The sequence below is a fragment of the Pontibacter ruber genome (assembly GCF_023630205.1).
GTDB classification, from domain to species: Bacteria; Bacteroidota; Bacteroidia; order Cytophagales; family Hymenobacteraceae; genus Pontibacter; species Pontibacter ruber.
Genome location: NZ_JALPRR010000003.1, coordinates 862760 through 887872 on the forward strand (window position 1 = coordinate 862760; position 25113 = coordinate 887872).

21 protein-coding genes are annotated in these 25113 nt (G+C 48.3%); 9 read left to right on the forward strand and 12 right to left on the reverse strand.

The window, feature by feature from the left end:
• Positions 1-257: 257 nt before the first annotated feature.
• From menD to MJ611_RS15555, 3 genes are all read right to left on the reverse strand, one after another.
• Positions 258-1961, reverse strand: coding sequence for a 2-succinyl-5-enolpyruvyl-6-hydroxy-3-cyclohexene-1-carboxylic-acid synthase (menD, locus tag MJ611_RS15545; protein WP_250430985.1), 1704 nt, complete (start codon positions 1959-1961; stop codon positions 258-260).
• Positions 1962-2128: 167 nt separating this feature from the next.
• Positions 2129-3313 carry a chorismate-binding protein gene (locus MJ611_RS15550; protein ID WP_250430986.1) on the reverse strand — a complete coding sequence of 395 codons (1185 nt, stop codon included), beginning with the start codon at positions 3311-3313 and terminating at the stop codon, positions 2129-2131.
• A 100-nt stretch (positions 3314-3413) separates the two neighbouring features.
• Positions 3414-3833 (reverse strand): PaaI family thioesterase, encoded by a 420-nt coding sequence (locus MJ611_RS15555; RefSeq protein WP_250430988.1) that lies wholly within the window; start codon positions 3831-3833, stop codon positions 3414-3416.
• A 59-nt stretch (positions 3834-3892) separates the two neighbouring features.
• On the opposite strand from MJ611_RS15555, the gene MJ611_RS15560 reads away from it, so the two are divergent.
• The 3 genes from MJ611_RS15560 (at position 3893) to MJ611_RS15570 (ending at position 8125) form a co-directional block, all read left to right on the forward strand.
• On the forward strand, positions 3893-4519 hold the full coding sequence (locus tag MJ611_RS15560) for a histidine phosphatase family protein (RefSeq protein ID WP_250430990.1): 627 nt from the start codon (positions 3893-3895) through the stop codon (positions 4517-4519).
• Between the two features lie 121 nt (positions 4520-4640).
• Positions 4641-6365 (forward strand): pyruvate dehydrogenase complex dihydrolipoamide acetyltransferase, encoded by a 1725-nt coding sequence (locus MJ611_RS15565; protein WP_250430992.1) that lies wholly within the window; start codon positions 4641-4643, stop codon positions 6363-6365.
• Between the two features lie 332 nt (positions 6366-6697).
• Positions 6698-8125 (forward strand): DUF1254 domain-containing protein, encoded by a 1428-nt coding sequence (locus tag MJ611_RS15570; RefSeq protein ID WP_250430993.1) that lies wholly within the window; start codon positions 6698-6700, stop codon positions 8123-8125.
• A 226-nt stretch (positions 8126-8351) separates the two neighbouring features.
• Here the strand turns inward: MJ611_RS15570 and MJ611_RS15575 are convergent, their stop codons facing one another.
• Positions 8352-8525 (reverse strand): hypothetical protein, encoded by a 174-nt coding sequence (locus tag MJ611_RS15575; RefSeq protein ID WP_250431409.1) that lies wholly within the window; start codon positions 8523-8525, stop codon positions 8352-8354.
• On the opposite strand from MJ611_RS15575, the gene MJ611_RS15580 reads away from it, so the two are divergent.
• The 3 genes from MJ611_RS15580 (at position 8505) to MJ611_RS15590 (ending at position 11789) form a co-directional block, all read left to right on the forward strand.
• The gene (locus tag MJ611_RS15580; RefSeq protein ID WP_262921697.1) at positions 8505-9746 is read left to right on the forward strand and encodes a DUF1254 domain-containing protein; all 1242 of its coding nucleotides are present in this window, start codon (positions 8505-8507) and stop codon (positions 9744-9746) included. The genes MJ611_RS15575 and MJ611_RS15580 overlap by 21 nt on opposite strands.
• Positions 9747-9855: 109 nt before the next feature.
• Complete coding sequence (locus MJ611_RS15585) at positions 9856-11286, forward strand: DUF1254 domain-containing protein (RefSeq protein WP_250430996.1); 1431 nt, start codon at positions 9856-9858, stop codon at positions 11284-11286.
• A gap of 110 nt (positions 11287-11396) precedes the next feature.
• Positions 11397-11789 carry a YidH family protein gene (locus MJ611_RS15590; protein ID WP_250430997.1) on the forward strand — a complete coding sequence of 131 codons (393 nt, stop codon included), beginning with the start codon at positions 11397-11399 and terminating at the stop codon, positions 11787-11789.
• 111 nt (positions 11790-11900) lie between these two features.
• Here the strand turns inward: MJ611_RS15590 and MJ611_RS15595 are convergent, their stop codons facing one another.
• The 7 genes from MJ611_RS15595 to MJ611_RS15625 form a co-directional block, all read right to left on the reverse strand.
• Positions 11901-12302 carry an OsmC family protein gene (locus MJ611_RS15595; protein WP_250430999.1) on the reverse strand — a complete coding sequence of 134 codons (402 nt, stop codon included), beginning with the start codon at positions 12300-12302 and terminating at the stop codon, positions 11901-11903.
• An 88-nt stretch (positions 12303-12390) separates the two neighbouring features.
• Positions 12391-12798 (reverse strand): hypothetical protein, encoded by a 408-nt coding sequence (locus MJ611_RS15600; protein ID WP_250431001.1) that lies wholly within the window; start codon positions 12796-12798, stop codon positions 12391-12393.
• A gap of 83 nt (positions 12799-12881) precedes the next feature.
• Positions 12882-13331: an immunity protein Imm33 domain-containing protein gene (locus tag MJ611_RS15605; protein ID WP_250431003.1), complete on the reverse strand. Its 450-nt coding sequence runs from the start codon at positions 13329-13331 to the stop codon at positions 12882-12884.
• 15 nt (positions 13332-13346) lie between these two features.
• Positions 13347-13754 (reverse strand): hypothetical protein, encoded by a 408-nt coding sequence (locus MJ611_RS15610; RefSeq protein WP_250431004.1) that lies wholly within the window; start codon positions 13752-13754, stop codon positions 13347-13349.
• A 692-nt stretch (positions 13755-14446) separates the two neighbouring features.
• A complete protein-coding gene (locus MJ611_RS15615; protein WP_250431006.1) occupies positions 14447-15574 on the reverse strand; it encodes an acyloxyacyl hydrolase in 1128 nt (375 codons plus the stop codon).
• A gap of 603 nt (positions 15575-16177) precedes the next feature.
• Entirely contained in the window at positions 16178-17467 is a 1290-nt protein-coding gene (locus MJ611_RS15620) for a phosphatidylserine decarboxylase (RefSeq protein WP_250431008.1), read from the reverse strand.
• Positions 17468-18052: 585 nt separating this feature from the next.
• Positions 18053-18895: a 1,4-dihydroxy-2-naphthoyl-CoA synthase gene (locus MJ611_RS15625; protein ID WP_250431010.1), complete on the reverse strand. Its 843-nt coding sequence runs from the start codon at positions 18893-18895 to the stop codon at positions 18053-18055.
• A gap of 240 nt (positions 18896-19135) precedes the next feature.
• Here MJ611_RS15625 and hslV point away from each other — a divergent pair, with 240 nt between their 5' ends.
• From hslV to MJ611_RS15640, 3 genes are all read left to right on the forward strand, one after another.
• Entirely contained in the window at positions 19136-19675 is a 540-nt protein-coding gene (hslV, locus tag MJ611_RS15630; RefSeq protein ID WP_250431012.1) for an ATP-dependent protease subunit HslV, read from the forward strand.
• A gap of 378 nt (positions 19676-20053) precedes the next feature.
• Positions 20054-21025, forward strand: a complete 972-nt coding sequence (locus MJ611_RS15635) for a deoxyhypusine synthase family protein (protein ID WP_250431014.1) — start codon at positions 20054-20056, stop codon at positions 21023-21025.
• Positions 21026-21137: 112 nt separating this feature from the next.
• A complete protein-coding gene (locus MJ611_RS15640) occupies positions 21138-22403 on the forward strand; it encodes a PorT family protein (protein WP_250431016.1) in 1266 nt (421 codons plus the stop codon).
• A gap of 74 nt (positions 22404-22477) precedes the next feature.
• On the opposite strand, the gene MJ611_RS15645 is transcribed toward MJ611_RS15640, so the two are convergent.
• Entirely contained in the window at positions 22478-25072 is a 2595-nt protein-coding gene (locus MJ611_RS15645) for a M1 family metallopeptidase (RefSeq protein ID WP_250431018.1), read from the reverse strand.
• Positions 25073-25113: the final 41 nt, after the last annotated feature.

Here is a 25113-nt window from a genome sequence, read left to right on the forward strand (position 1 = left end):
GAGTTCGAAGCTAGCGAGCGTAGCTCTGAGGGGCAGGGGTGGTTGGATAACAGCAGCTATGAAAGTATAGCCTAAACGGATAGCAAAGGCCGAAATTCCCCTCCTGGGAGGGGTGCAGGGGTGGGTAAAACCCTGACTCAGACTTCTCCCGCTGGTCAAGATGATGAGAGAACGGAGCAAGTATAAACTCCCCCTCCTGTTTTGGGGGTAGAGGCCCTAGATAAAAGAAGAGGGCAGGGGTGAGGTAAAACACAGGCTCAGGACAGCGCCCGCAGCAGCGCTTGCTTATACTTGGCAAACTCAGTGGCATTGGCTTTGCTGTCGGTAAAGATCTCCAGGATACCTGTCCCGGCCTCTGCAGCGAAAAAAGCCGGTAGCGCCTGCTCCAGTTCTGTCAGGGAATTGCACGAAGTATAGTTCATGCCAAAATCGCGGGCCGTATTCTCTGCATTTAAATTTTGTCGCGTTTCAAAGAATTCTTCCAGTTCCGGCTGCTGCTTGGGTCCATCGATCAGGCGGAAAATGCCACCAGCATGGTTGTTGAGCAGCACGATACGCAAATTAGCTGGCAGGTAATTGTGCCAAAGCCCGTTTCGGTCGTAGAAAAAGGCAAGGTCGCCGGTAAGGAGCGTGGTAATAGCTGAGCTGGTAAGGGCACAGCCAACAGTAGTGCTGGTGCTGCCGTCGATACCGCTGGTGCCGCGATTGGCGTATACTTCTATTTGCTGCTCGGGAGCCAAGCCCAGAATGTTGGCATAGCGCACGGCCATGCTGTTAGCCAGGTGCAGGTTGCTTTGCTGCGGCAGGTATTGTAGCACGCGTTCTACTGCCGTTAATTCGCTGTAATCTGCTTCTGCAGTGTAAGTTTTTAAAAATCCTGCGGCTCTTTCGGCTATATTTGACCAGGCAGAAGTATAATTAGACGCCTCTGAGCCTTTACGTACAGCCATTGCTTCAAAAAAAGCTGCCGGTGCGCAGCGCACAATTCTGGTCAGCGCCTGGAACGTATCCGCCACCTGGCCAGCGGGCTGCAGGTGCCAGTGGGCAGCAGGTTTATACTTGCGCAGGAACAGCTTCAGGCTCTTGGAAATGATTGACTTGCCGAACGTGATCAGCAGATCCGGCTGCAGGACACGAAGTTTTTCTTCATCGGGACAGGCAAGTATGGCATCCTGGTAACGGATTACCTCCGGCAGTTCGTGCACGTTCGCAATCAGGTCACCTACCACCACAGCACCGCTCGCTCCTGAGAAGGCTTTTATACTTTCCAGCAACTCCGGCTTATAGTTATCCTGGCCGGCTACTACCAGTATGCGGCTATACTTTTGTAGTTCCTGCTGCAGCGTTTCCGCCTGCTGCCGGTTCAGTTCAAAGGTATTCGTTTCTTCCTCAATTACCTTTACCTGCGCATCAAACCTTATCTCTTCACCGGGAGCAGGGTAAAAAGGTTCGCGCAGCGGAATGTTGATGTGCACCGGTCCGGCAGGAAAGGCAACAGCCTCATTCAGTGCTTCTGAAATCAGCCGCTCACTCTTCCAGACAGCATCCGGGTGCAAAAGATCAACCGGGAAAGAGAAGCTGTTTTTGATGTGGCGCCCATATACTTGTTCCTGACGGATGGTCTGGCCGTCCAGTTGGTCGATCCACTCAGGCGGACGATCAGCGGTAAGTATAAGCAGAGGCACCTGCTGGAAGTAAGCTTCGGCCACCGCAGGGGCATAGTTGAGCGCAGCCGTGCCGGAAGTACAGATGAGAACCGTTGGTTTGCCTGTTGTAAGCGCCATGCCCAGGCCAATAAAAGCCGCCGCGCGCTCGTCGCTTACGGTGCGTACAATCAGCTTCGGGTGACGGGCAAAAGCAATGGTAAGCGGTGCACAGCGCGAGCCCGGCGACAGCACTACATTCTCAACGCCTTTCTGCGCGCAGATCTCCGCTATATTTACAACAGGTTGAAGAACCATGATTTTTAATTACGAATTAATAATTAATAATTACTAATGAGGGGAATTGTTGAATGGTTAAATTGTTGATTGTTTACTTCAGCTTTTACTGCTGTATTTACACTCTCTACCTCTCTACCTCTCTACCTCCCAAACTCTCTAACTTTTTACCTCTCTACCTCATTCACTCATTTAAAATTTGCCAGCACCCGCTGCATGGTTTGCATTTTGTGCTGGGTCTCCTGCCACTCTTTTTCAGGGGAGGATTCTCCGGTGATACCGGCTCCTGCATAAAGTATGGCATCTGTTGCAAGGAGCTGCATGCAGCGTAAGTTTACAAACAAATGCGTTCCTGCTGAGCTGTTTACAGGCCCCAGGTAGCCGCTGTAGTAGCTGCGGTCGTAGCCTTCGTGTTGAAGTATAAATTCCAGGGCAGGCTCTTTGGGCAGACCGCAAACAGCCGAAGTAGGGTGGAGGAGGTGCAGCATGTCCGTTCCCAGCGTCGGGAAATCCACTTCCTTCGTATCTACCTTAAAATCGGTGCGCAGGTGCATCAGGTTACCGGCTACCACCGTTCTCGGGCCAATTTCGGAATATTCGCGCAGGCGCAGCTTCTTAAAGCAGCTCAGGATGTAGCGCTCCACCATGGCCTGCTCCTCAATTTCCTTTTGCCGCCAGATGGCGCTCGAAGTGCAGCCGTCTTCTGTCAGGGGCTGTGTGCCGGCCAATGCCACTGTTTTAAATATATTGTTCTGATCGATACTTACCAGGATCTCCGGCGAAGCGCCCATCCAAGTACCTACTCCCGGCACCGAAACCAACGACACAAAGGCATTTGGATAGGTTTGCAGCATTTGCTCAAAAGCTGCAACAGGGGAGAAGGAGGCAGGTACGACCTCGCTGAAATTGCGGGATAAAACCACTTTCTCCATTTCTTCGGCGGTGATAGCTGCCACCGCTTTTTCTACCGCAGTTTTAAAACCGGCTTCCGTTTGATAGGAGGCTTGTGTGGCGTCTGAGCTGTGCCAGCCTAGAGACGCGTGCTCTATACTTTGTAAAGCCTCTGTAAAACCTTCAACAGCCGCTGCAGGCGCATCTGCTGCTGCAGTTATACTTTGAGAAGTTGCATCAAAGCACAGATCACCTTTGATAAACAGTTGCTGCTCCTGCCCCGACGTATGGAAGGGACAAAACAGGAACCCAAAAGGGCTTTGTTCCAGGTTAGGCAGACTAGTAGTATAACTTTGCTGCAGCGATATACAAGCCTGTACCTGCTCTGAAAGCGGCAAACGCCAGACAGCCACCGCCTTTTGCTGTGCGATGGCTGCCCGGAAAATATTTTCTAAAGTATAATGCCGGGTTTCTGTACCCATCAATTCAGTTATCAATGAACAGTTATCAGTAAACAGTAAAAAATGAAACGGATAGCTGTACGGTTAAAAATACACTTATCAAAACACGAAACACTGTACACTACTTCTTGTCAATAACGGCCACCGTCATGCGGCTCAGGCACACCAGGTCGCCGGTTTCGGTCGTGATTTTGGTTTCCCAGATCTGCGTGCTGCGCCCGATGTGGATGGCCGTTGCTTTGGCATACACCCAGCCCTCCTTTATACTTCGCACGTGGTTTGCGTTGATTTCTAAACCGACACAGGCTTTCTTTGTTAGATCTACGTGTATGGCAGCGCCTATACTTGCCAGCGTTTCGGCCAGGGCTACTGAAGCACCTCCGTGCAGCAGGCCCATGGGCTGGTGCGTGCGGTGGTCTACCGGCATTTTTCCGCAGATGTAGCCTTCGCCAAACTCCGTCAGTTCGATGCCCAGATGCTCCACCATCGTATTTTTTCGCCACTCATTGAGCTGCTCTAACGTAATATCTTTTTTGTGCATAAGCTGCGGATCGTAATTTCGCACTCTGGTTAACGTAAGAAAGCAAAAGTAGAAGAAATTTGAGTATTAAGAAAATATACCTCATCCGGCATGGCCAGACCGATTTCAACGTACAGGGCGTTGTGCAGGGCAGCGGCGTGGACTCTTCTCTGAACGATATCGGCCAGCGACAGGCGCAGCTGTTTTACCAAAAGTATAAAGATATCCCGTTTGATAAAGTTTATACTTCTACCCTGAAGCGCAGTGTGCAGTCGGTGCAGGGGTTTATAGATAAAGGTATTCCGCACGAAACGCATGCCGGGCTCAATGAAATAAACTGGGGCACCCGCGAAGGCACCCGCATCACCCCGGAAGAGGACGCTTACTACCACCACATCCTGCATACCTGGAGCGAAGGCAACACCCACATCTGTATAGAAGGAGGGGAGAGCCCCGACCTGGTGGCGGCCAGGCAGAAGCCTTTTGTGGACCTGATGCTAAGCCGGCCGGAAGAGGAAAATGTACTTATTTGCATGCACGGCCGGGCCATGCGCATCATGCTGAGCCATATGCTGCACTACCCGTTGCGCTGCATGGACCAGTTCCTGCACCAGAACCTGTGCCTCTACCAGCTCGATTTTACAGGCAGCATGCTCGTAGTGAAGAAGTACTGCGATGTATCGCATCTGCAGGAAATGGGGGTATAAAACTGTAACACCTGCGTGTTCGATAACAAATTAGAATCTATAGTTTGAATAGTATATTTTTAAATCTAATTTTGGGCAGATTAAACACGACCTTTGGGCGAACAAACAACACGATTTTAATATGGCTGAAGTAATACGAATGCCCAAGATGAGCGACACGATGACAGAGGGGGTGATAGCATCTTGGCTCAAAAATGTTGGTGATAGCGTTAGTTCAGGCGACGTATTGGCTGAGGTAGAGACCGATAAGGCCACCATGGAGCTGGAGTCTTACAACGATGGCACACTGCTGTACATCGGTCCTAAAAAAGGAGAGGCTGTGCCAGTAGACGGCGTTATCGCAATTATTGGCAAAGAAGGAGAGGACATCTCCGGCCTGCTGAGCGAAGTACAGGGAGGCGGGCAACCAGCTGCAAAAGCTGAAGAAAAGCCTGCCGAGCAGAAGGAAGAGAAAAAGGGGGCTGCTCCGGCCAAGCAGGAAGCTCCTGCGGCAAAAACTTCCGTTGACACTTCCAATATCAAAGCCTCTGTGATCCGCATGCCTAAGATGAGCGATACCATGACAGAAGGTGTGCTTGTTTCCTGGCTGAAGAAAGTGGGCGATAAAGTAAAATCAGGCGACATTCTGGCTGAGGTGGAAACCGACAAGGCTACCATGGAACTGGAGTCGTACGAGGATGGTACGCTGCTGTACACTGGCGTTAATGCCGGCGACGCGGTTCCGGTTGACGCTGTTATTGCGGTGATTGGAGAAGAAGGTGCTGATTACAAAGCGCTGCTGAATGGCGGTGCTGCAGTACCAGCCGGTGTAGAGGAGCGCTCACGCGAAGAGAATGCTAAAACAGACGAGAATATAGCCGCACAGGAAGAAGCAACTACATCCGAAAGAGTACAAGAGGTAAAAGTACCTGCTACGGGTGCTGCAACAACAACTGTAACTACGGAAGCTAACGGCCGCATTAAGGCTTCGCCACTTGCCAAGAAACTGGCACAGGAAAAAGGCTTTAACCTGTCAGAAATCAAAGGCTCGGGTGAGGGCGGACGTATCGTGCTGCGTGACATCGAGAACTTTAAACCATCTGCTGCTCCGCAACCGGCTGCTGCGCCACAGGCAAAACCTGCTGCTGCACCAGCTGTTACTGCTGCCGTGCCAGGCGCACCTGCCGAGGCTTACGAAGAAGTGAACGTATCGCAGATGCGTAAGGTAATTGCCCGCCGTCTGGCCGAAAGCAAATTCTCTGCGCCGCACTTCTACCTGACCATGGAAATTGATATGGACAAGGCCATCGAAGCCCGTACCAGCATCAACGAAGTGTCTCCGGTGAAGGTATCGTTCAACGACTTGGTAATCAAAGCTGCTGCTGCTGCCCTGCGTCAGCACCCTGCAGTTAACTCTTCGTGGTTAGGCGATAAGATCCGTTACAACAAGCACATCAACATTGGTGTAGCTGTAGCGGTAGAAGAAGGCCTGCTGGTACCTGTAGTGCGCAACGCTGATTTCAAATCGCTTTCTGCCATTGCAGCTGAAGTAAAAGACCTCGGTGGTAAAGCAAAGACCAAGAAACTGCAGCCATCAGACTGGGAAGGTAACACCTTCACGATCTCTAACCTGGGTATGTTCGGCATCGAAGAATTTACCGCCATCATCAACCCGCCGGATGCCTGCATCATGGCCGTTGGTGGTATCAAGCAGACGCCGGTAGTACGTAACGGTGAGATCCGCATCGGCAACGTAATGAAAGTTACGCTTTCCTGCGACCACCGCGTGGTAGATGGCGCTGTTGGGTCAGCTTTCCTGCAGACTTTCAAGAACATGCTGGAGAACCCGGTGAGAATACTGGTGTAACACGCAAAGTATAAAGTATAGAAAAAGCCTCTCCGGATACGGAGAGGCTTTTTGTTTTGGGAGCAATGCCGGTTTTACGACTTCGCTGGAGTTGATGCTATCCTCCAATACAGGAACTGCAATAAAAACTGCTTCCTACAGCTTTTACAATCAAAGTACTGTTGACCTGCAACCTTTTTGCAATTTTTTACTACTATAGTACTATAGCAGCAGGGCAATACATCCGCACTTACAACATACTCACCCATCTTCCACATCTCCGCTGCTACTTTCTTCCCATCACACTTTATTAAAGCACTACCTGAGCAGTTAATTTAAATTAAGGAGTGAAAATGAAGAACACCACACCAATTCCAGCAGGCATTGCCTCCCCCGACAGGGTGGAAACTCGCCTTGGCACCCTCAGCTTCTTCGATGGTTTTCCCGATGATGCCACGGTGCAAAAGTTGTACAATAACCTCGACTTTCAGCGTGCGGTCCAGTCATACCTGCTGGGTTTGCCGGCGGTGAGCCAGGTTGCTGCGAGAAAGGCGATCATCGGGTGGGGGCCTGCAAACGCCACTCTCCTCATCTGGGAGAACATGATCACCCCACGAAGCATCATCCTGACGGGGAACAACAATACGCCTTACAGCACAATGTGGATCGATCTGAAGGAGGGGCCACTGGTTCTCGAAATACCTCCCAGGGTGCTGGGCGCCGTCAACGACATGTGGGGCCGTTGGGTAGTCGATGTAGGCTTTATCGGGCCAGACAAGGGCGAAGGCGGCAAGTATTTGTTTGCTCCCCCAGGCTATGAAGAGCAAGTACCCGAAGGCTACATTGCGGTGCGGCCCAAGACGTTCGGGATGTACATCTTCTGGCGCAGTTTCCTGGACGAAAAAGGAGACCCCAAACCCCACATAGACCTCATCAAGCAGAAAACTCAGGTATACCCGCTCTCTAATGCCGGTAACCCACCTGAACTCACCTTTGTCAACATGACAGACAAGCCCTTCTGCCAGGTTGCTCCGGCGGACTATACCTTCTGGGAATACCTGAACGAGGTCGTGCAGTCGGAATCCTCCGATTCGCTCGACCCGGTAACGCTCGGCTTCTACCGATCTATAGGTATAAAGAAAGGAATGCCCTTTGCACCAGACGAGCGGATGAAAGCCATGCTAAAAGAAGCTGCAACTGTAGGAGATGCGACCGCAAGAGCGATTACTTACCGTATGCGGGAGAAGGAGGCCTATTTATACGAGAACAGCGCGTGGAGACCTTTCCTCGTCGGTGGCTATGAGTTCCTGGACAATGGCGCCCTTAACCTGGACGCGTACGTGCAGAACTACTTTCACGTAACGGGCATATCGCCGGCCGAGGAGCAGAAAATGGTAGGTCAGGGTTCGCAGTATGCTGATGCCTTCGTGGATGCGGAGGGCAGGCCGCTTGATGGCGCTAAGAACTATAAGCTCCATCTTCCGCCCAACATCCCTGTAAACAACTTCTGGTCGGTGATCATCCACGATACCCAGACCCGCTCTCAGCTGCAGACAGATCAGCACTGGCCGGGCCTGAGCAGCCAGGATGCGGGGTTCCGGCTGAATGAGGATGGCTCGGCTGATGTCTACTTCGGACCGGAGGCACCCGCGGGTAAGGAGAGCAACTGGATCCAGACCATTCCCGGCAAAGGGTGGTTCGCCATGTTGCGCCTGTACGGACCGCTGGAGCCCTGGTTCGATAAGACCTGGCGTCCGGGAGAGATTGAGCCGGTCAGGTAGTTGCTGGATGGGGGAGCAGGCGAAGTATAAAGGCACTCACACCTCTTGAAGGCAAAAGAAAAGGACATAAGAGGCTGTTAGTTTGCGATGCAAATAATTTAAGACTCGGCATTTAGTGATTTAATACATATTTGAGCAAAGAGATACCAAATAAGAAAAGAGTAACAGACTTTAAGATAAGGAGGAGTAAATGAAGAACACCACACCCATTCCAGCAGGCATTGCCTCACCCGACAGGGTGGAAACTCGCCTTGGCACCCTCAGCTTCTTCGATGGTTTCCCCGATGATGCCACGGTGCAGAAGCTGTACGATAGCCTCGATTTTCAGCGTGCGGTCCAGGCGTTTTTGCTGGGGCTGCCCGCGGTGAGCCAGGTTGGCATGAAAAAGGCACTCCTCCAATGGGGACCTGCAAACGCAACGCTCCTCATCTGGGAAAACAGGATCACACCTAAAACGATCTTCTGGATGACCCAAAACGTTACGCCGTACAGCAACATATGGATCGATCTGAAGGAGGGGCCGCTGGTTGTTGAGATCCCCCCGAAAGTGCTCGGCATGATCAATGACATCTGGGGCAGCTGGGTTGCGGATGTTGGGTTCACCGGACCTGACAAGGGCGAAGGCGGCAAGTACCTGTTGGTGCCACCAGGCTATGAAGGAGGCGTACCGGAAGGATACATCGTCCTGCGGCCCAAAGCTTTCGAGATGTTTATCTTCTGGCGAAGTTTCCCGGATGAGCACGGAGACCTGAAACCGGGAGTTGATATGATTAAAAAGACCGCGCGGGTATACCCGCTCACGAGTGCCGGTAACCCGCCTGCGCTCACCTTTGTCGACGTGACAGACAAGTACTTTTGCCTGGTGCCTCCGACAGATTATACCTTCTGGGAGTACCTGAACGAAGTGGTGCAGGCTGAACCATCGAACTCCCTCGACCCGATAACCTTAGGTTTCTTCCGGTCAATTGGCATAAGGAAGGGAGTGCCCTTTGCTCCAGACGAGCGGATGAAGGCCATTCTGGTTGAGGCTGCAGCAGTGGGAGCTGCGACCGCACGAGCGCTCACTTTCCGGATGCGCAATAAGGAAGCATATTACTACGAGAACAGCGCGTGGAGAAGCTTCTTCGTGGGCAACTATGAAGTACAAGAGGACGGAGTCCTTATCCTTGATGCCTACTCTCAAGCTTACTTCCTCGGTGGAGCAGGCACAACACCTGCTGAGGAGCAGAAAATGATCGGCCAGGGATCGCAGTACGCATCGGCATTTGTGGATGCGGAGGGCAGGCCGCTCGACGGCGGCAAGAACTACAAGCTCCACCTGCCGCCCAACATACCGGTTAACAACTTCTGGTCAGTTACTGTCTACGATAACCAGACCCGCTCCCAGCTGCAGACCGACCAGGACTGGCCAGCGTTAAACAGTAGGAACGAAGGATTTCGCCTCAACGAGGATGGCTCTGCCGATGTCTACTTCGGACCACAACCACCCACAGGCAAGGAAAATAACTGGATTCAGACAATACCAGGCAAGGGGTGGAACGTCACCCTGCGCCTCTACGGCCCCCTAGAGTCCTGGTTCGATAAGACCTGGCGTCCGGGAGAGATCGAGCTGGTCAGGTAGCTGTCGGCTATCGTGCAAGTGAGGTATTATGGCACTCACACATCTTGAAGGCAAAAGAGGGGAAATTAAATAGTAGAAAAGGAGTAGACCTTAAAGTAAGGAGGAGCAAATGAAGAACACCACACCAATTCCAGCAGGCATTGCCTCCCCCGACAGGGTGGAAACTCGCCTTGGCACCCTCAGCTTCTTCGATGGTTTTCCCGATGATGCCACGGTGCAGAAGCTATACGACAACCTCGATTTTCAGCGGGCGGTCCAGGCGTATTTGCTGGCATTACCTGCGGTGAACTTAGTTGCCACACGCAAGGGGCTCACGCAGTATGGGCCCGAAAACTCGACGCTGCTCATCTGGGAAAACAGAATTACCCCCCGGACGATCTGGTGGCTCACCCAAAACGTTACGCCTTACAGCGCTATGTGGATTGATCTTAAGGATGGTCCGCTGGTTGTAGAGATTCCTCCCAAATTGCTCGGCTTCATCAGTGACATGTGGGGTCGCTGGGTCGTCGATTTCGGCTTCATCGGACCCGACAAGGGCCAAGGCGGCAAGTATTTGTTGGTTCCTCCGGGCTATAAAGGCGAGGTGCCCGAAGGCTACATTGTCGTGCGGCCTAAGACATTCGAGATGAATATTTTCTGGCGCAGTTTCCTGGACGAGCACGGAGATCCCAAACCCGGAGTTGACCTAATCAAGAAGACAGCAAGGGTATATCCGCTCTCAAAGGCTGACAGCCCCCCGGAGTTCACCTTTGTCAACGTGACCAACGAGCCCGTATGCTTTGTCGCTCCTGCGGACTATACCTTCTGGGAGTACTTAAATGACGTCGTGCAGTCTGAGCCATCCGAGTCGCTCGACCCGGTGACGCTCGGCTTCTATCGATCAATCGGTATAAAGAAGGGAATGCCCTTTGCGCCCGATGAACGAATGAAGGCTATTTTGGTAGAAGCTGCAGCAGTAGGTGATGCTACGGCACGAGCGCTTACCTATAGGATGCGGGAGAAGGAGGCATACTTCTATGAGAACAGCGCGTGGCGAACCATCCTGCTCGGCGGTTACGAATTCTTGGACAACGGTGCCCTCATCCTCGATTCCTACTCGCAGCTTTATTTCTTCGGCGGCTTGGGCATATCACCAGCTATGGAGCAGAAGATGGTAGGCCAGGGATCGCAGTATGCAGCGGCGTTCGTGGATGCGGAGGGAAGGCCGTTCGATGGCGGCAGGAGCTACAAGCTCCACCTGCCGACCAACATACCGGTTAACAACTTCTGGTCGGTTACTGTCTACGACAACCAGACCCGTTCTCAGCTGCAGACCGACCAGGACTGGCCGGCACTAAACAGCCAGAACAAGGGGTTGGCTTTAAACGGGGATGGCTCGGCTGATATCTACTTCGGCCCGGAGGTACCCGCGGGTAAGGAGAATAACTGGATCCAGACAATACCAGGCAAGGGGTGGAACGTAGCCCTCCGCCTCTACGGGCCACTGGAGCCCTGGTTTGACAAAACCTGGCGTCCGGGAGAGATTGAGCCAATTAGGTAGTTGATAGGTGGCGAGCAGGCGAAGCTCGATCATATTTTGAACTCCCGAAGGTAGGGTAGAAGCTTCCGATTTTTTTGTAAAAGCAGGCCGATAAAATTTAAGGGAAAGAAATGGATGATAAACAACCTCCTGTTAACGATTTATCGCTTGAACGAACCATTTTTGCGGCTGAGCGCACCCTGATGGCCTGGATCCGGACAGCTCTCTCCATGATCAGTTTCGGGTTTACGATCTACAAGTTCATGAAAATGTTCTTGGCAGAGTCTGCCACGTCTGTTATTCGAGCTCAAGAACCACGTAACGTGGGCCTTACCCTTATTAGCCTGGGTAACTTTGCGCTCATTGTCGCCGCTATCCAACATGTAAGATACATGAAAAGGTTAAACCCCGATAAACCTTACAGGTTTTGGAAAGACCTGTCCTTCATCGTAGCATGCTTGCTACTGCTTCTTGGTTTTCTGATGTTCGGAAGCATTATTCTCAATACAGGCCCCTTTAACTAAAAGCACTGGCGTTGCTGAAGGTATCAACAGTTAGATTTGCGCAGAGAGGCATTAATTCGTGCCTAAAACACCAGCGAAGGCAAAATAACTACCAACTTCTGTGCGGTCTGCTTACGCTTTTAAAGTTACACCTACGCCTCTACGTAATGTGTTATGCACTTCTGCTATTTTATCTACGTGCTCAATCAGCTCTCTCAATTCAAACTCAGAATGATTTGGTGCCTGAAGGTGTACTTCATATACGATATTCGAGGCTGGCTCTCCTTCTTTGCCAAACTCTCCTGACACAGTAACCTCCACGGTACTTATTTCCATACTTCTTCGGGCAGCTTCGCGATATACATCGTTGCAAAAGCAGGTGGCCAGCGACAGGAACAGCAATTCGCCTCCGTTTACCGATGAGCCATAACCTTCTGCCTTAGCCGGTATGCTAATCTCCTTCTGGTTGCCTTCAGTTGTAACGATCAAGTCGTTCTTCTGAAAGCTATTCCTGATAGTGGCGGATATATTCATGGTTAAAGTTAAGAGTATGTGCTTATTGGTAACGGTTGGGCTAAAGCACGTTTTAATGTGCTTTAGGTGTGGTTAGCGGAGGTATTTCTTAGTACGGCTGAAAATCATATTTCTCTTGGAATTCACGTCCATTAATATGACTTTTCACTTTTAATGAAATTGAGTTCTGTTCAATTTTACCTTTATAGACTACCACTCCAGATTCTGTATTAGTTTTAAACTTTATACTATCATCAATTATCGTAAAATTTCCTCTTTCTATTGGGCTAGTTGGAGATTCCAGCAAATTTTTAACTATTTCCAATTTATAGGACGAACTCGTCGCATAAACAGTACTGTCAATGTTAAATTTCAAATAGTGTTTTAAATTTTCATCGCCATGCATAGGTATATCAGTAACATAAACTCCGTCCGTTTGTAAAAGATGTTTATTCTCTTTTTTTTGGCAAGAAGCCAATAGTAACAAAAACAATAAGAAGGATATAGAGTTTTTCATGATTTCATATTACTGCTAACGGACCGCGTGCATGCGGAGCCTGAGCATTAGCGAAGGTTGAGCATGCATTGTGTTGGCAAATGCTATTCTTCCTGTTTTTGAATTACCCATTTACTGTTTACACTCTCTCTATAAGCGTAGTAGCCTTCGGGCATATCAGCCAGCTCAAGAATGGACTTATCCATTTTTATGATTTCGCCGAGTCCGACTATTTTAGCTATACTTTCAAAATCTTCAAATTCGTCGTCGCTGAAGAACTGCCAAGCCCCGTCATCTGAATCATGCATAACGTAGGTGATTGGCTTACTTTCTTCAATCACAAATTTCGTCGTAAATACTGCTGTGTTTAAAGGCTCTTTAAATTTTTTAACTGACTGTGCCTTAGTGTTACCAAATCCGAAGAGTGCCATAATAAGGGTGAGGTAGATTATTTTCATTGATTTTAGTATTTGCCAACGGGCTCGTACAGGCAACGGGTGAGGCATCAGCCGATCCTGATGGATGTGTTTTGTTGGGTGAAGACGTTTTTCCATACCTCCTGTCATAATTTATTTTGTTTGGCTTAAGAGCAACTCATAAAGCTTTTTTCTTCTAAAGACAATTGTTTGAAGCTTCTGGCTTGTACCGTCCTGGAGTAGCAGCAGAATACCGTTCGGCATGATTCCCAAGGTATTGGTTCTGGTCACCTTGGCTATTTCATCCAAAGGAATTTCTTGAATGCTTACATCTTTGGAAAGAAAAGTTTTGATGGGAGTAAAAATAAGCTTGGTGCTAGTCACCGAGATAATTCCTCCATTTGGTAATAACTCGCTCTTCCCGATTAAAGCGCCGTATCTTGACAGCTGAATGTTCTCCGGCAGGCTGTCACTTTTTCTCTCATCCCATGTCACCGGTCTACAGAAGGCGGTATTTACAAGAAGTAGGAAAGCCGCTAGAAGTAAGTTTGAGATTTTCATATGTATCTGTTTTAGAAGCGAAGGATGATTTGTATATAACTGATCTCTTTCATTCTATGATTACCGTTTACACCCAACTACTGGATAAACGGAAACATACGTTTATCTGCACTATGTATGGAGTTGTTTTACTTTCTACAAACATCTTCATTTCTACTTGAAGAGAGTATTATTAGTGTCTGTGATAAGAAATTCTCCATTTATTCAATATAATATAATATTCTGGAAGCGTAATATTGTTTGATCAAAATTTCAAAAATGAGTCTGCCAGGAAGAATTTAGATCCATCTTTGAGTTTGCCAGATTAATTCTATGTCTTCGGAATGTCTATTGTGGTATAATTCTAATGTATGATTTGTATGCCTGCCCATCTGTATAGCCCGAAGTGTCGTTTCTACAGGGTTTACTAAGCGTGCATATGCGTTTATAAGCGCTTATAAACGCATATGCACGCTTAATTTAATTGATTATTAGGTACATATGATTTGGCGTAAAGATGATTTGCAAAGCAATGGCTAAGTAGGTTGATAAATTTTACTAATCATGAATAATAGCAGGGCAAGAGCATAAAAAAGCCGCTCTGGTTAGGAGCGGCTTTAATGACCTCTGATGGCTGAATGTTGGTAAGAATACCAACAATGGCGCAGTATAGAAATATAACAATGATTGTCAATTTCTGCACGAGTTGGAACTTAGTGTAACTTTAATCCGACTCGCACATCCAAGAAATCGGCTACATGGCGGTGCGCTTTCAGGTTAATGCCGGCGAAGACTTTCCCGGAAGTATGGTACTCCAGTCCCCAGCGTTGGTATACCGGGTCGCGTGCTGGTTCAGGTGCATACACATATACCCCCAGCTGCTGGCTAAACCGGAACCTGCCGATCTGGAACTCGTGCCCTGCCAGAAGCGCACCCCGCTGGAAATCCTTTTCCTCGCCTTGGTCTTTCAGCTCTTCTTTCAAAGTATAATCTGCCACCCACTCAGCCCCGGCTGTAAGCGCACTTAACCTGCTTATTTTCTGGCTGGCATAAGCGGTGGCACCTACCAAAGGCAGTTTATCACTAGGTATATCTTTTCTATCTTTAAGGGTGCCCAGCAGCGCAAATAGGTAATGGCGTGTTCTTGGCAAAGTGCTCGCCTTCGGAGGCTGACGCCTGGGAAAGCTTGCCATTTGCAGGGCATAATCTATACCCAGTGTAGCCGACGGAAAATTGATGCCCTTGTTAGGCTGGCGTATGCCCCCGTTCGACATATGATTGTAGGTGCCGCCGGCCCGCAGCAACAGGTGTTCGTTTAGCCTGTAGTTGCCCAGGAGGTTGGCTACCAGCGGAAAACTGATCTTGGTGCTGTAAAACAGGTTGTCGGGGTTGGTAACCGGATCATACACGTTGTTGAGGTAGGCCAGCCCAGCACCCAGCCGGAACGAGAAGTTGAATTTTTTATGAGCTGCCAGAAACGGCTCCACATAAAGTATAAAAGCAAAGGCATTGCCCAGTACATCCGGATTATCGAAGTTGTAAAAGGCAAACGTAGCCCCCAGCCGGGGGTAAGCCTGCAGGTATTGCCACGCTGCACTGTCTGTAAAATGGAAGCTCAACTCGAGGGCAACACCCCATGGGTTAGAGTCGGAGATACTGCGGATGTCTTCTGAATGAGGAATGATAAAACCGTAGTAACCGTACAAACCCAGATTGATGGCAGGGCGTGTAGTGGTATCGGCTGGAGCTCGGACAGAAGCATACAGTGGGGGAGAGGCCGCAAAAAGCAGTACTGCTGAAACGAAGCAAAGTATAAACCTTGTCCTGACCTTTCCCTTCATAAGCAAGTCGGTTTATTTAAAACTTACGAAGTTTTGTATTTACGGTCAGCACAAAACCATGCTACCGATGCATGGGTTGCACTTTGCAAGATGTCCCATATGGTCAATAGCTTTGAAAAGTAAGTTTAGCTCTCTAGGACTCATACTATGTAACTTTGCCTGTCCACGTCTGGTCTTGTCGAGGTCTTCCTGTTCTAAAATGAATGTATTTATATCCTCTTCACTAATCCAGATATAGTTTTGAAGCTGCTCTTGATATTTTCTGTTTCAAGACTGATTTCAATTCTATAACTGGGATAATGTTCCTTTACAGACTCAACAACTAACAGCTCAACAAACCTGCTTTTTATTTCATTTGAAATTTTCTTAGTTCAAATCACTGCTAACGTTAAAGTATTTGCGATGGCATGGCAATAGCGAACTGGCAGCTTGAACAAATACCCAATTGAAAAATTAAAGTTGAAGATAACGACTAATGCTCAATAGCGTCATGTCTGCTGGAACAAAATCTGATAAGTGCTTTGTAGAGGAGGGGTATTCGTTAGCCATACTATTGCAAATACCGTGTCAGTGGCTGGCTTTTAAGATAGTATTCATGTCGTATTACTTATGAACCAAATGCCCAAGCCGTTCACCCATTAAAAGATGCTTGTAAGTATTATTGTCTGCAGCTTTAGGGGCGTCTAAGGTAAACTGAACTTTGTGTTGAAACAACATAATGAAGTCTGAACCACCAAACAAAAAGTAACCTAACATATCACCTTTCTTAACCTTTGTACCAACCTTTATATTATCCATAAAGTTTACTGAACCTACTGCTGCCATTCCAACAGGAAGCAAGGCAACCAATCCATACTCATCGGTTTCTAAAACCACGCAACCACGTGTTTCCAGCATTTGCCAGCCTGTTGCGGAAGGATTGAATTTATATCTCCTTTGGTCTTTATCCCATGTAAGTGTACCGCCTGAGGGATTGATGCCCTGAATGATCCTAACTTCCTTGATGGTACCAGTTACTGGGAAATGATAACGATGATAATCATTTACATTTAAAAATGAATGTGTGAATGTGCCATTGGCAAATGAATCTTTGTATTGACTATCATCGCCTAAAAGTTTTGTAATAGATTTTATAGTGGCAGATTTAATGGCTAATCCTTCTTTATCTACAATATTAGAATTACGATCAATTGCCCACACACCCTGCGGTACTGCATCAGCAAATGACGTCACAACAGAATTATTATCAGGAGATGCAATGGGTCGTGCGGCGGGCGAACGCAACTTCCTGGAGAAAAACTGATTAAATGTTTTCCAATGCGAGGGATCTTCATACCACCCTTTTTGCAGACCGAAAGAAGAATCTTGTAGTGCCATTTGGTAATAGCTTTCATTCCATGACTCTTCCGAATCAAGATACTTCCCCCACGATTTATTGAATTTCGTTAGCCAGGAAGCCAAAGGCTCGGCATACTGAAGCGAGTTGTTGAAATACCCTTTACCTTCCAATTGCGGCAGTGGCTGATCTATAGGAAAGTAAAGAGCGCAGAAAGCCATAAAAATGTTATTTGACGGCAAAGGGTGTTCTTTATCTTTTGCTAATGCCCATGGCACGGATGTTTCAGCTTTTGAAGCATAAGCATAAAATTCATCCAGTGATTGCGCCGGGTTTGTAGCCGTGTCCGGATTTATCTTACTTGCTTTTTCTATAGAAGCTATCAGCATTGATTTTAGATTGGGTTTTTTTTCTACCATCTCCATCAATTCCTTTGTCGCCTCGCCATAAGAAGCCTTCTTTTCTGAATGATTATAGCTTTGGCAAGATGAAAAAAGAATACTTACAAAAGCCAAATAGAATAAGCTCAGATGTCGAATAATTCTTCTCGTTAACATGATATTTAGGTTTAACTGTTAAAATTATTTTAACGCTGTATGTCTTTATACCTTGGTGGTGAGGTGCTAGCCGAAGCATAACTGCTATACTTTGTTGTATGGGGGTTATTCTTCCTTCTCTGCTGAATTGTATCTGTAAATATCTACGTCGGTTACGGTCTGCGTTCGGTATAGAAATTCAATTGTTTTTGAATCATGCCCTAAGGCTGGTGTTGGCTCTTCTGGATTGTCATCAATGTACAGCACAATTTCAAGTACAGAAGTCAGCTTCCAGTTGATTACTTCCAATAAGCATATTTTTGATTAGGAAGATACTGTACTTTATCTCCCTTTTTCTATGAGTCTGTTGGCTCTTTTCATAGTGACATTATTATCTGTTCATAAACGGATGTAAACGAATAACTGCTTTTAAAGGAGCTGCAAATCAATGTTTGATGTTTATGCCTGGCTTGTAGCAGTACATGCTCTAAATCTATGTGGTAAATAAACAATCAAAGGATTTCTGATATTGGGATACCCTCTAAAATATAAAAAAGCCGCTCTGATAAGGAGCGGCTTTTTAAGTTTATACTTTGTGGTTATACTTTACGGTATCCACTTGATGTCCGAGAAGTCTGGCTTGCGTTTCTCCAGGAAGGCGTTGCGGCCTTCTTTGGCTTCTTCGGTCATATAGGCGAGGCGGGTAGCTTCTCCGGCGAACACCTGCTGGCCCACCATGCCGTCGTCAGTCAGGTTGAAGGCGAATTTGAGCATCTTGATAGAAGTAGGGGACTTGGCCAGGATCTCCTGCGCCCACTCATAGGCTGTGTCCTCCAGTTCCTCGTGCGGGATCACGGCATTCACCATACCCATATCATAGGCATCCTGTGCAGAATAGTTGCGGCCCAGGAAGAAGATCTCCCGTGCGCGCTTCTGACCCACCATCTTGGCCAGGTAAGCCGAACCATAGCCACCGTCGAAGCTGGTTACGTCGGCATCGGTTTGTTTAAATATCGCGTGCTCTTTGCTGGCCAGCGTCAGGTCGCACACCACGTGCAGCGAGTGTCCGCCGCCTACTGCCCATCCAGGTACTACCGCAATCACCACCTTCGGCATAAAGCGGATCAGGCGCTGCACTTCCAGAATGTTAAGGCGCGGCATACCTGATTCGTCTACATAGCCCTGGAAGCCGCGTGCGTTCTGGTCGCCGCCACTGCAGAAGGAGTACACGCCATCTTTCGTAGAAGGACCTTCCGCCGAAAGCAGCACCACGCCAATGGAGGTGTCTTCGCGGGCATCTAAGAAAGCTTCGAAAAGCTCTGCTACCGTTTTAGGGCGGAAAGCGTTGCGCACGTTTGGCCTGTTAAAGGCGATCCGGGCCACGCCGTTTGATTTTTTGTAGGTAATGTCTTCGTATTCTTTAACGGTTACCCAGTTTGCCTTGCTCATATCTGTAAGCTTTTTATTGCTGATAGTTCAAAATCGGAGCAAAGATAATAAAACGAAGCAGGATTTGGCAGGCTGCTTCGGTCGGTATTATACGAATGTGTGGGCTTATACCTGCTTTACCCGACATTTTGTCGGCTGCTGTACCTTTGGCTTTTTGTTTGAAGATGCCGTAGCTTTACAACGTAGCGCAGCAAAGTATAAGCGAGACTGCGTATACACCATCAATAAATTAAGATACACATGACCAAGATAAGATCAACTACGGTAGTAGGTATTTACCATAACGGCGAGGTAGCCGTGGGCGCCGACGGGCAGGCCACCATGGACAAGCACATCGCCAAAAGCAACGTTAAGAAGATCCGAAAGCTGTTGGATGGCAAGATCGTGACAGGCTTTGCGGGCTCAACTGCCGATGCTTTTACGTTGCTGGAGCGCTTCGAAGAGAAACTGAACGCGTACCAGAGCAACATGAAGCGTGCCGCCATTGAGCTTGCAAAAGACTGGCGAAAAGATCAATACCTGCGCAAACTGGAAGCCATGATGGTGGTAGCCAACAAGAGCGAACTGCTTATTATTTCCGGTACCGGCGATGTGCTGGAGCCCGATAACCAGATCGCGGCCATTGGTTCCGGAAGTATGTATGCGCACGCCGCTGCCCTTGCTCTTAAAAAGCATGCTCCTCACTTATCAGCCGAAGAAATGGTAAAGGAAAGCCTTAACATTGCAGCAGATATCTGTATTTACACCAACCATAACCTTATGATCGAAAAGCCGGCCTAAGAAGTTCAATGTCATTTCGACCTTGGGGAGAAATCTTAAAGATTGCTGCACTTTGAAAACAACCAGATTTCTCCCAAATGTCGAAATGACAAGGTCGCAAACGCTCTTGTTTAAGTAGATGGTAATGGGTTTAAGGCCTGTTGAAGGGCTGATAAAACAGCAGAAAAAAATAATCATTTGAATGCCTGAAGTATGGAATTATTTGGGCGCATTGGTGTTTAGTTTTCTGAAAACTGGAGGACAATATCCTTGCGAGGAATTCCGCCCCGGATCCGGGTGTCGAACTGTGCATTGTAAAAGCCGTAAAGTATAAATCGTTTTTAATTTATAACTTGCCGACTCAAGCCGCTCTGCGGGGCAGGGCTTTAATTGTACATTATGGAAGTAAGCAACTTTTTAAAGAAACATTACAAGCACTTTAATGCAGCCTCTCTGATAGACGCTGCCGAAGGTTACAAGACACACCTGAACAACGGTGGTAAAATGCTGGTGACGCTGGCCGGTGCCATGTCTACAGCAGAGTTGGGTATCATTCTGGCCGAGATGATCCGCCAGGACAAGATCCACGCTATCTCCTGTACAGGCGCTAACCTGGAGGAGGATATTTTCAACCTGGTAGCCCATGATTTCTACGAGCGTGTGCCGCACTACCGTGAGCTTTCTGCTGCTGACGAGGAAGAACTGCTGAGCCGCCACCTGAACCGTGTAACAGACACTTGCATTCCGGAAGAGGAAGCGATGCGCCGTCTGGAGCACACCGTACTGAAGTACTGGATGAAGGCGGATCAGGAAGGTAAATCATACTTCCCGCACGAGTTCTTCTACCAGATCCTGCTGAGCGGCGAGCTGGAGCAGTACTACCAGATCGACCCGAAAAACAGCTGGATGCTGGAAGCTGCCAAGAAGAACCTGCCGATCATCTGCCCGGGCTGGGAAGACTCTACACTGGGTAACATCTATGCAGGCCACGTGATCAGCGGCGACGTGAAGAATGTGCACACCATGAAAACCGGTATCCAGTACATGATGGAGCTGGCTAACTGGTACACCGAAACTGCCAGAGAAGAGTCTACCATTGGCTTCTTCCAGATTGGCGGTGGTATAGCCGGTGACTTCCCGATCTGCGTGGTACCAATGCTGCACCAGGACCTTCAGCGTACCGGTGTTCCGCTTTGGGGTTACTTCGCACAGATCTCTGACTCTACTACCAGCTACGGTTCTTACTCAGGCGCTGTTCCAAACGAGAAGATCACTTGGGGTAAGTTAGGCAAAGACACACCAAAGTTCATGATCGAATCGGATGCTACCATCGTAGCACCGCTGATCTTCGCGATCGTGCTGGATATGTAATATAGCTATAAAGTATAGTATAAAGGCCGGAGAAATAATTCTCCGGCCTTTTCTGTTTTAAAGTAAATTCTCTTTTATATTTGAAATATACTATACTTTAAAACAGCTATACATGAAGCTAACTTTTACGTTTCTTTTATCCCTTACCTGTGCGCTGGCTTTTGCACAAAAGAATTATGTACAGGGGCATTATATCACCCACCAAGGCGATACAGTACAGGTACACATCAATGATCAGAACTGGGACCGGAACCCGCAGTTTATTGAAGTAAAACGCGAGGCTCACAGCTCAGATGTTCAGAAGTTAAAAGTCACCGACATCAAGGGTTTTTCGCTTTCTTCAGGAGATAAGTATGAATCTTACATAGTTGATGTAGACAGATCGCCTAATAAGCTACATCAGTTAGAATCAATCACCCAACCTGTAGTTGAACGCGATACCGTTTTTTTACGGGCTCTTGTTCTAGGAAAAGCAAATCTTTATTCTCTGAAAGATGAGCGTGCAAAAGAACATTACTACCTGAAAACAGGCGAAGAGGAACCCGTGGAATTGATTTACAGGGTTTCGATGGTTGAGGATGGCAACAGAACAGGCTACACCCAATTACCAATTTACAGAGGTATGCTTATTGCAAAGCTTACCGGCTGCCCGGAAGTATCGGGAAAAATAGCACGTGTAGAGTTTAAGGCTAATGCGCTGCAGCGTGTTGTTCAGGAATACAATGCCTGTGTGATCGGCACAGATGGCAACTATGCTACTGCTGAAGAAAAAGTAAAACTGAATCTGCTGGCAATAGGCGGTGTCTCCTATACTTCTCTGAAATTTAGTGGCTCCGGTTTCAACAGCCTGTTAGGAGAAGACTTTACAGGAGGTAATTATAATTTGGGCTTTTCGCTGCTTGCTACTTTGCCAAGAGCGCGCGGAAAATGGGCATTACGAAATGACCTTACCTATCATACTTTAAAGACTGAAGGTTTGTATGAGGAAGGGAGCAATGTGGGGCAGGAAAATTATACAAAGGTGGAAACAACCTTCGATATGGGGTATGTTGGTTTAAGTACCTCTGTACGCTATAAGTTGCTGGAAGCAGGTATAAAACCTTACATCCATGTAGGTATGGCAAATAATTTTATGGTTAAGAATAGCAGTAACCAAAAGAGTTTCAGAAGGTATTATGGTATTGAAAGAACAAAAGAAGAAAGCCCTCTTAATGATTTTCGTAAGTACGAGCAGGCTTTATTTGTAGGTGCTGGCATGCAAATAAAGAAAGTAGTTGCTGAGATTAAGTATGAGAGTGGTAATGCATTTTCAATCTATAAAAGCCTTGCATCAAGCAGAAATACACTTACGTTCCAGTTAGGCTATGTTCTGAGATAAGTAGCTGTAACAAGAACCTATAAAAGAGGCGCCTGGCTGTAATACAGCCAGGCGCCTCTTTTTTTATACTTTGATTATTGCTGTTGCAATACCTTCTCCACCCTGAACACACCATCCGCCGCCTGCAGTATCTTGCCTTTCAATTTGGGGTTATAGTTCGGGTGCTCACTCAGGAAGGTACGTATGGTTGCAGCGGCATTAGGCGTCTGGTAATAGGCAAAGGTGGATTGCAGCCAGTTGGTCGGGAAGAAGATGTCGCCGGTTAGCTGGATCTCTTCTACCAATTCCAGGCTCTCCCGCAGGTATTTCTCAGAGGTATTAGCCCGCAACGGATGGTGCAGGTAGCCTAAAGCAGTTGCTACCCAGGCCTCTTTTTCGCGGTTACGCTGGTTTTTGAGCGAGGCAAAGAAGGCATCGCGTTGCTGCACATCACCCGACAGAGCGGGCATCAGGAATTGCATGCGCTTTTTGCGATCCGGGTTGTTAATCCGGTTTGTCTGCTCCTGAAGTATAGCAGTAGCCCCCGGATAATCGCGCAGGGCAAGGGAGGCGGCAAGCGAAGTATAATCGTCTTCGTTCAGCTTCACGCCGGCAGGTGCTTTTTCCTCTTTCCATACGTTGTAGAGCCTGTCCTGTGCCTCTTTGCTAAGAGCTATACTCTGGTAGGCTTTGAACAGCAGCTTTTTAGAGTTAGGCTGTTTGTTCTGCTCCATGGCCTTCCATAGTTCGTTCTCCAGTTTGGCTGCCACTTGCTGCCTTTTGGCAGGTGTAAGTAGCCTCCAGTAAATATCCCCCAGCTGTCCTGTGAGTAGCTTAATGTTCAGTTCTTCGGTTTCTCTGGCAGATTCCTGCGTGGTGAACGTCAGCAAAGTTTCCGGAGTAATATCACGTCCGTTGAGCATGTTCTCGTACAGGTTGATGTAGGCAGAGGCACGCATAACCGGGTTCTGCAGTTTGTTAATCCCTGACAGCATTTGCTTATCCAATGGGAAAACGCCGTAGCCCTGACCGGATGAGTTGAACAGTATAAACAACGGCTTCGTCTTTGCTTCCGCTTCTTTAAGATTTACCTCTTGCGCATCCATTTTCACCGACAGTTCCTCCACACGATCCGGGTACACCAGCGCAACTTCAAACAGCTGCGGCCACAGGCGGTCAGAGCCATCTTCTCCTTTCTGCGAAATGGTAAGTGAGGTGATTTTATTTCCTTCGGTCTTCAGTTGGTAATCAAATACAGGACGTCCGGCCTCGTTTACCCATACCTTGTTCCAGGCCTGCAGGTCGGTTGGGGTGCGTGCGTCCAGAATCTCGATCAGGTCTGGCCAGGAGGCGTTGCCGTTGGCATACTTTTTCAGGTACTGGCGCAGCCCCTGCTTAAACTGTTCTTCACCCATCAGCCGTTCCAGCTGGCGCATCATAATAGGGGCTTTGTGGTAGATGATGTTGCCGTACAGGGTGCCGGCATCTTGCAGGTTCGCCAGGTCCTGGCGGATCGGGTTGGCACCGGCTGTGCGGTCAACGCCATAGGCAGCCGGGAAATGATCAACTAAAAACTTAAGATCGTAATTGGAGTTCTGCACTGATACCTGCGTGATCTTGTCGGCCATGAAATTAGCAAACACCTCCTTCATCCAGACATCGTTAAACCACTCCATCGTTACCAGGTCGCCGAACCACATGTGGGCGGTTTCGTGGGCGATGAGGCTGGAGCGGGCAATCTTCTGATCCTGTGTGGCACCCTCGTCCAGGAACAGGGTAGAGGCTTTGTACTGAATGGTGCCAACGTGCTCCATGCCGCCGTACTGGAAATCAGGTATGGCTACAAAATCGAACTTCTGGAAAGGGTAGGGGATCTGCGTGTAAGTTTCCATAAACTTCAGCGCATCGGCATGTATCCTGAAGATTGGGTTCATACTTTCCCTGATCTTGGCCGGATCGGTTTCGCGGTGCAGGAACTCCATTTTTCTGCCGCCTTCTTCTTTTACTACGCGACTAAAATTGCCGGCTGCAAAGGAGAACAGGTAGGTGCTGATGGTATCGGAAGGCAGGTAACTGTACGTTTTAGTATTGCCTGCGATTACCAAATCCTGCAGCGTCCCGTTTGCCTGTGCTTTCCAGTCCTGAGGTATGGTTAGCGAGAGCTTGTAAGAGGCCTTCAGGTCCGGCTGATCGAAGCAGGGGAAAACAGTGCGGGCGCGATCGGGCACCAGCAAAGTATAGAGGTAGTCCTCATTACGGTTGAGCGACATGTCGCCGGCAATGAATTTTATACTTACCTCGTTTCGCCCTTTTTTCAGGTTTTTGGCAGGTATCACCAGGTGTTCGTTGGTATGAACGATGGCTATACTTTTACCATTCACACTGACCGCCTGCAGTTTCTCTGTTTTCTCCTTAAAGTCGATCTGCAGCGGCTGGGCATTATTTTTCAAATCAAAAGAGATTGTTTCGGAGGCAAGTATAGGAGCGTCTTTGCCGTCCGGAATGGTCAGTTGAATGTCATACCCGATGTTGCGCAGCACTTCTTTCCGGTACTCGGCCAGCGTATGGGCAACTCCTGTTTCAACCGGTAACACGGTGGTAGCTGTAGGCTTTGGCGCACAGGAGTATAAAAAAGAAAGCGAGAAGGCTAAGGCACTATACTTGAGAGCTGTATGAGCTTTGTTGTTCATGGTAAGGATAGGGTGAGTAAGCAAACAGCAGGAAGTTACTA

Excerpts from the sequence above, each read along its gene's own strand:
- menD (WP_250430985.1), bottom strand. The coding sequence starts at position 1,961 with ATGGTTCTTCAACCTGTTGTAAATATAGCGGAGATCTGCGCGCAGAAA.
- MJ611_RS15550 (WP_250430986.1), bottom strand. The coding sequence starts at position 3,313 with ATGGGTACAGAAACCCGGCATTATACTTTAGAAAATATTTTCCGGGCA.
- MJ611_RS15555 (WP_250430988.1), bottom strand. The coding sequence starts at position 3,833 with ATGCACAAAAAAGATATTACGTTAGAGCAGCTCAATGAGTGGCGAAAA.
- MJ611_RS15565 (WP_250430992.1), top strand. The coding sequence starts at position 4,641 with ATGGCTGAAGTAATACGAATGCCCAAGATGAGCGACACGATGACAGAG.
- MJ611_RS15570 (WP_250430993.1), top strand. The coding sequence starts at position 6,698 with ATGAAGAACACCACACCAATTCCAGCAGGCATTGCCTCCCCCGACAGG.
- MJ611_RS15580 (WP_262921697.1), top strand. The coding sequence starts at position 8,505 with ATGAAAAAGGCACTCCTCCAATGGGGACCTGCAAACGCAACGCTCCTC.
- MJ611_RS15585 (WP_250430996.1), top strand. The coding sequence starts at position 9,856 with ATGAAGAACACCACACCAATTCCAGCAGGCATTGCCTCCCCCGACAGG.
- MJ611_RS15590 (WP_250430997.1), top strand. The coding sequence starts at position 11,397 with ATGGATGATAAACAACCTCCTGTTAACGATTTATCGCTTGAACGAACC.
- MJ611_RS15595 (WP_250430999.1), bottom strand. The coding sequence starts at position 12,302 with ATGAATATATCCGCCACTATCAGGAATAGCTTTCAGAAGAACGACTTG.
- MJ611_RS15600 (WP_250431001.1), bottom strand. The coding sequence starts at position 12,798 with ATGAAAAACTCTATATCCTTCTTATTGTTTTTGTTACTATTGGCTTCT.
- MJ611_RS15605 (WP_250431003.1), bottom strand. The coding sequence starts at position 13,331 with ATGGAAAAACGTCTTCACCCAACAAAACACATCCATCAGGATCGGCTG.
- MJ611_RS15610 (WP_250431004.1), bottom strand. The coding sequence starts at position 13,754 with ATGAAAATCTCAAACTTACTTCTAGCGGCTTTCCTACTTCTTGTAAAT.
- MJ611_RS15615 (WP_250431006.1), bottom strand. The coding sequence starts at position 15,574 with ATGAAGGGAAAGGTCAGGACAAGGTTTATACTTTGCTTCGTTTCAGCA.
- MJ611_RS15620 (WP_250431008.1), bottom strand. The coding sequence starts at position 17,467 with ATGTTAACGAGAAGAATTATTCGACATCTGAGCTTATTCTATTTGGCT.
- MJ611_RS15625 (WP_250431010.1), bottom strand. The coding sequence starts at position 18,895 with ATGAGCAAGGCAAACTGGGTAACCGTTAAAGAATACGAAGACATTACC.
- hslV (WP_250431012.1), top strand. The coding sequence starts at position 19,136 with ATGACCAAGATAAGATCAACTACGGTAGTAGGTATTTACCATAACGGC.
- MJ611_RS15635 (WP_250431014.1), top strand. The coding sequence starts at position 20,054 with ATGGAAGTAAGCAACTTTTTAAAGAAACATTACAAGCACTTTAATGCA.
- MJ611_RS15640 (WP_250431016.1), top strand. The coding sequence starts at position 21,138 with ATGAAGCTAACTTTTACGTTTCTTTTATCCCTTACCTGTGCGCTGGCT.
- MJ611_RS15645 (WP_250431018.1), bottom strand. The coding sequence starts at position 25,072 with ATGAACAACAAAGCTCATACAGCTCTCAAGTATAGTGCCTTAGCCTTC.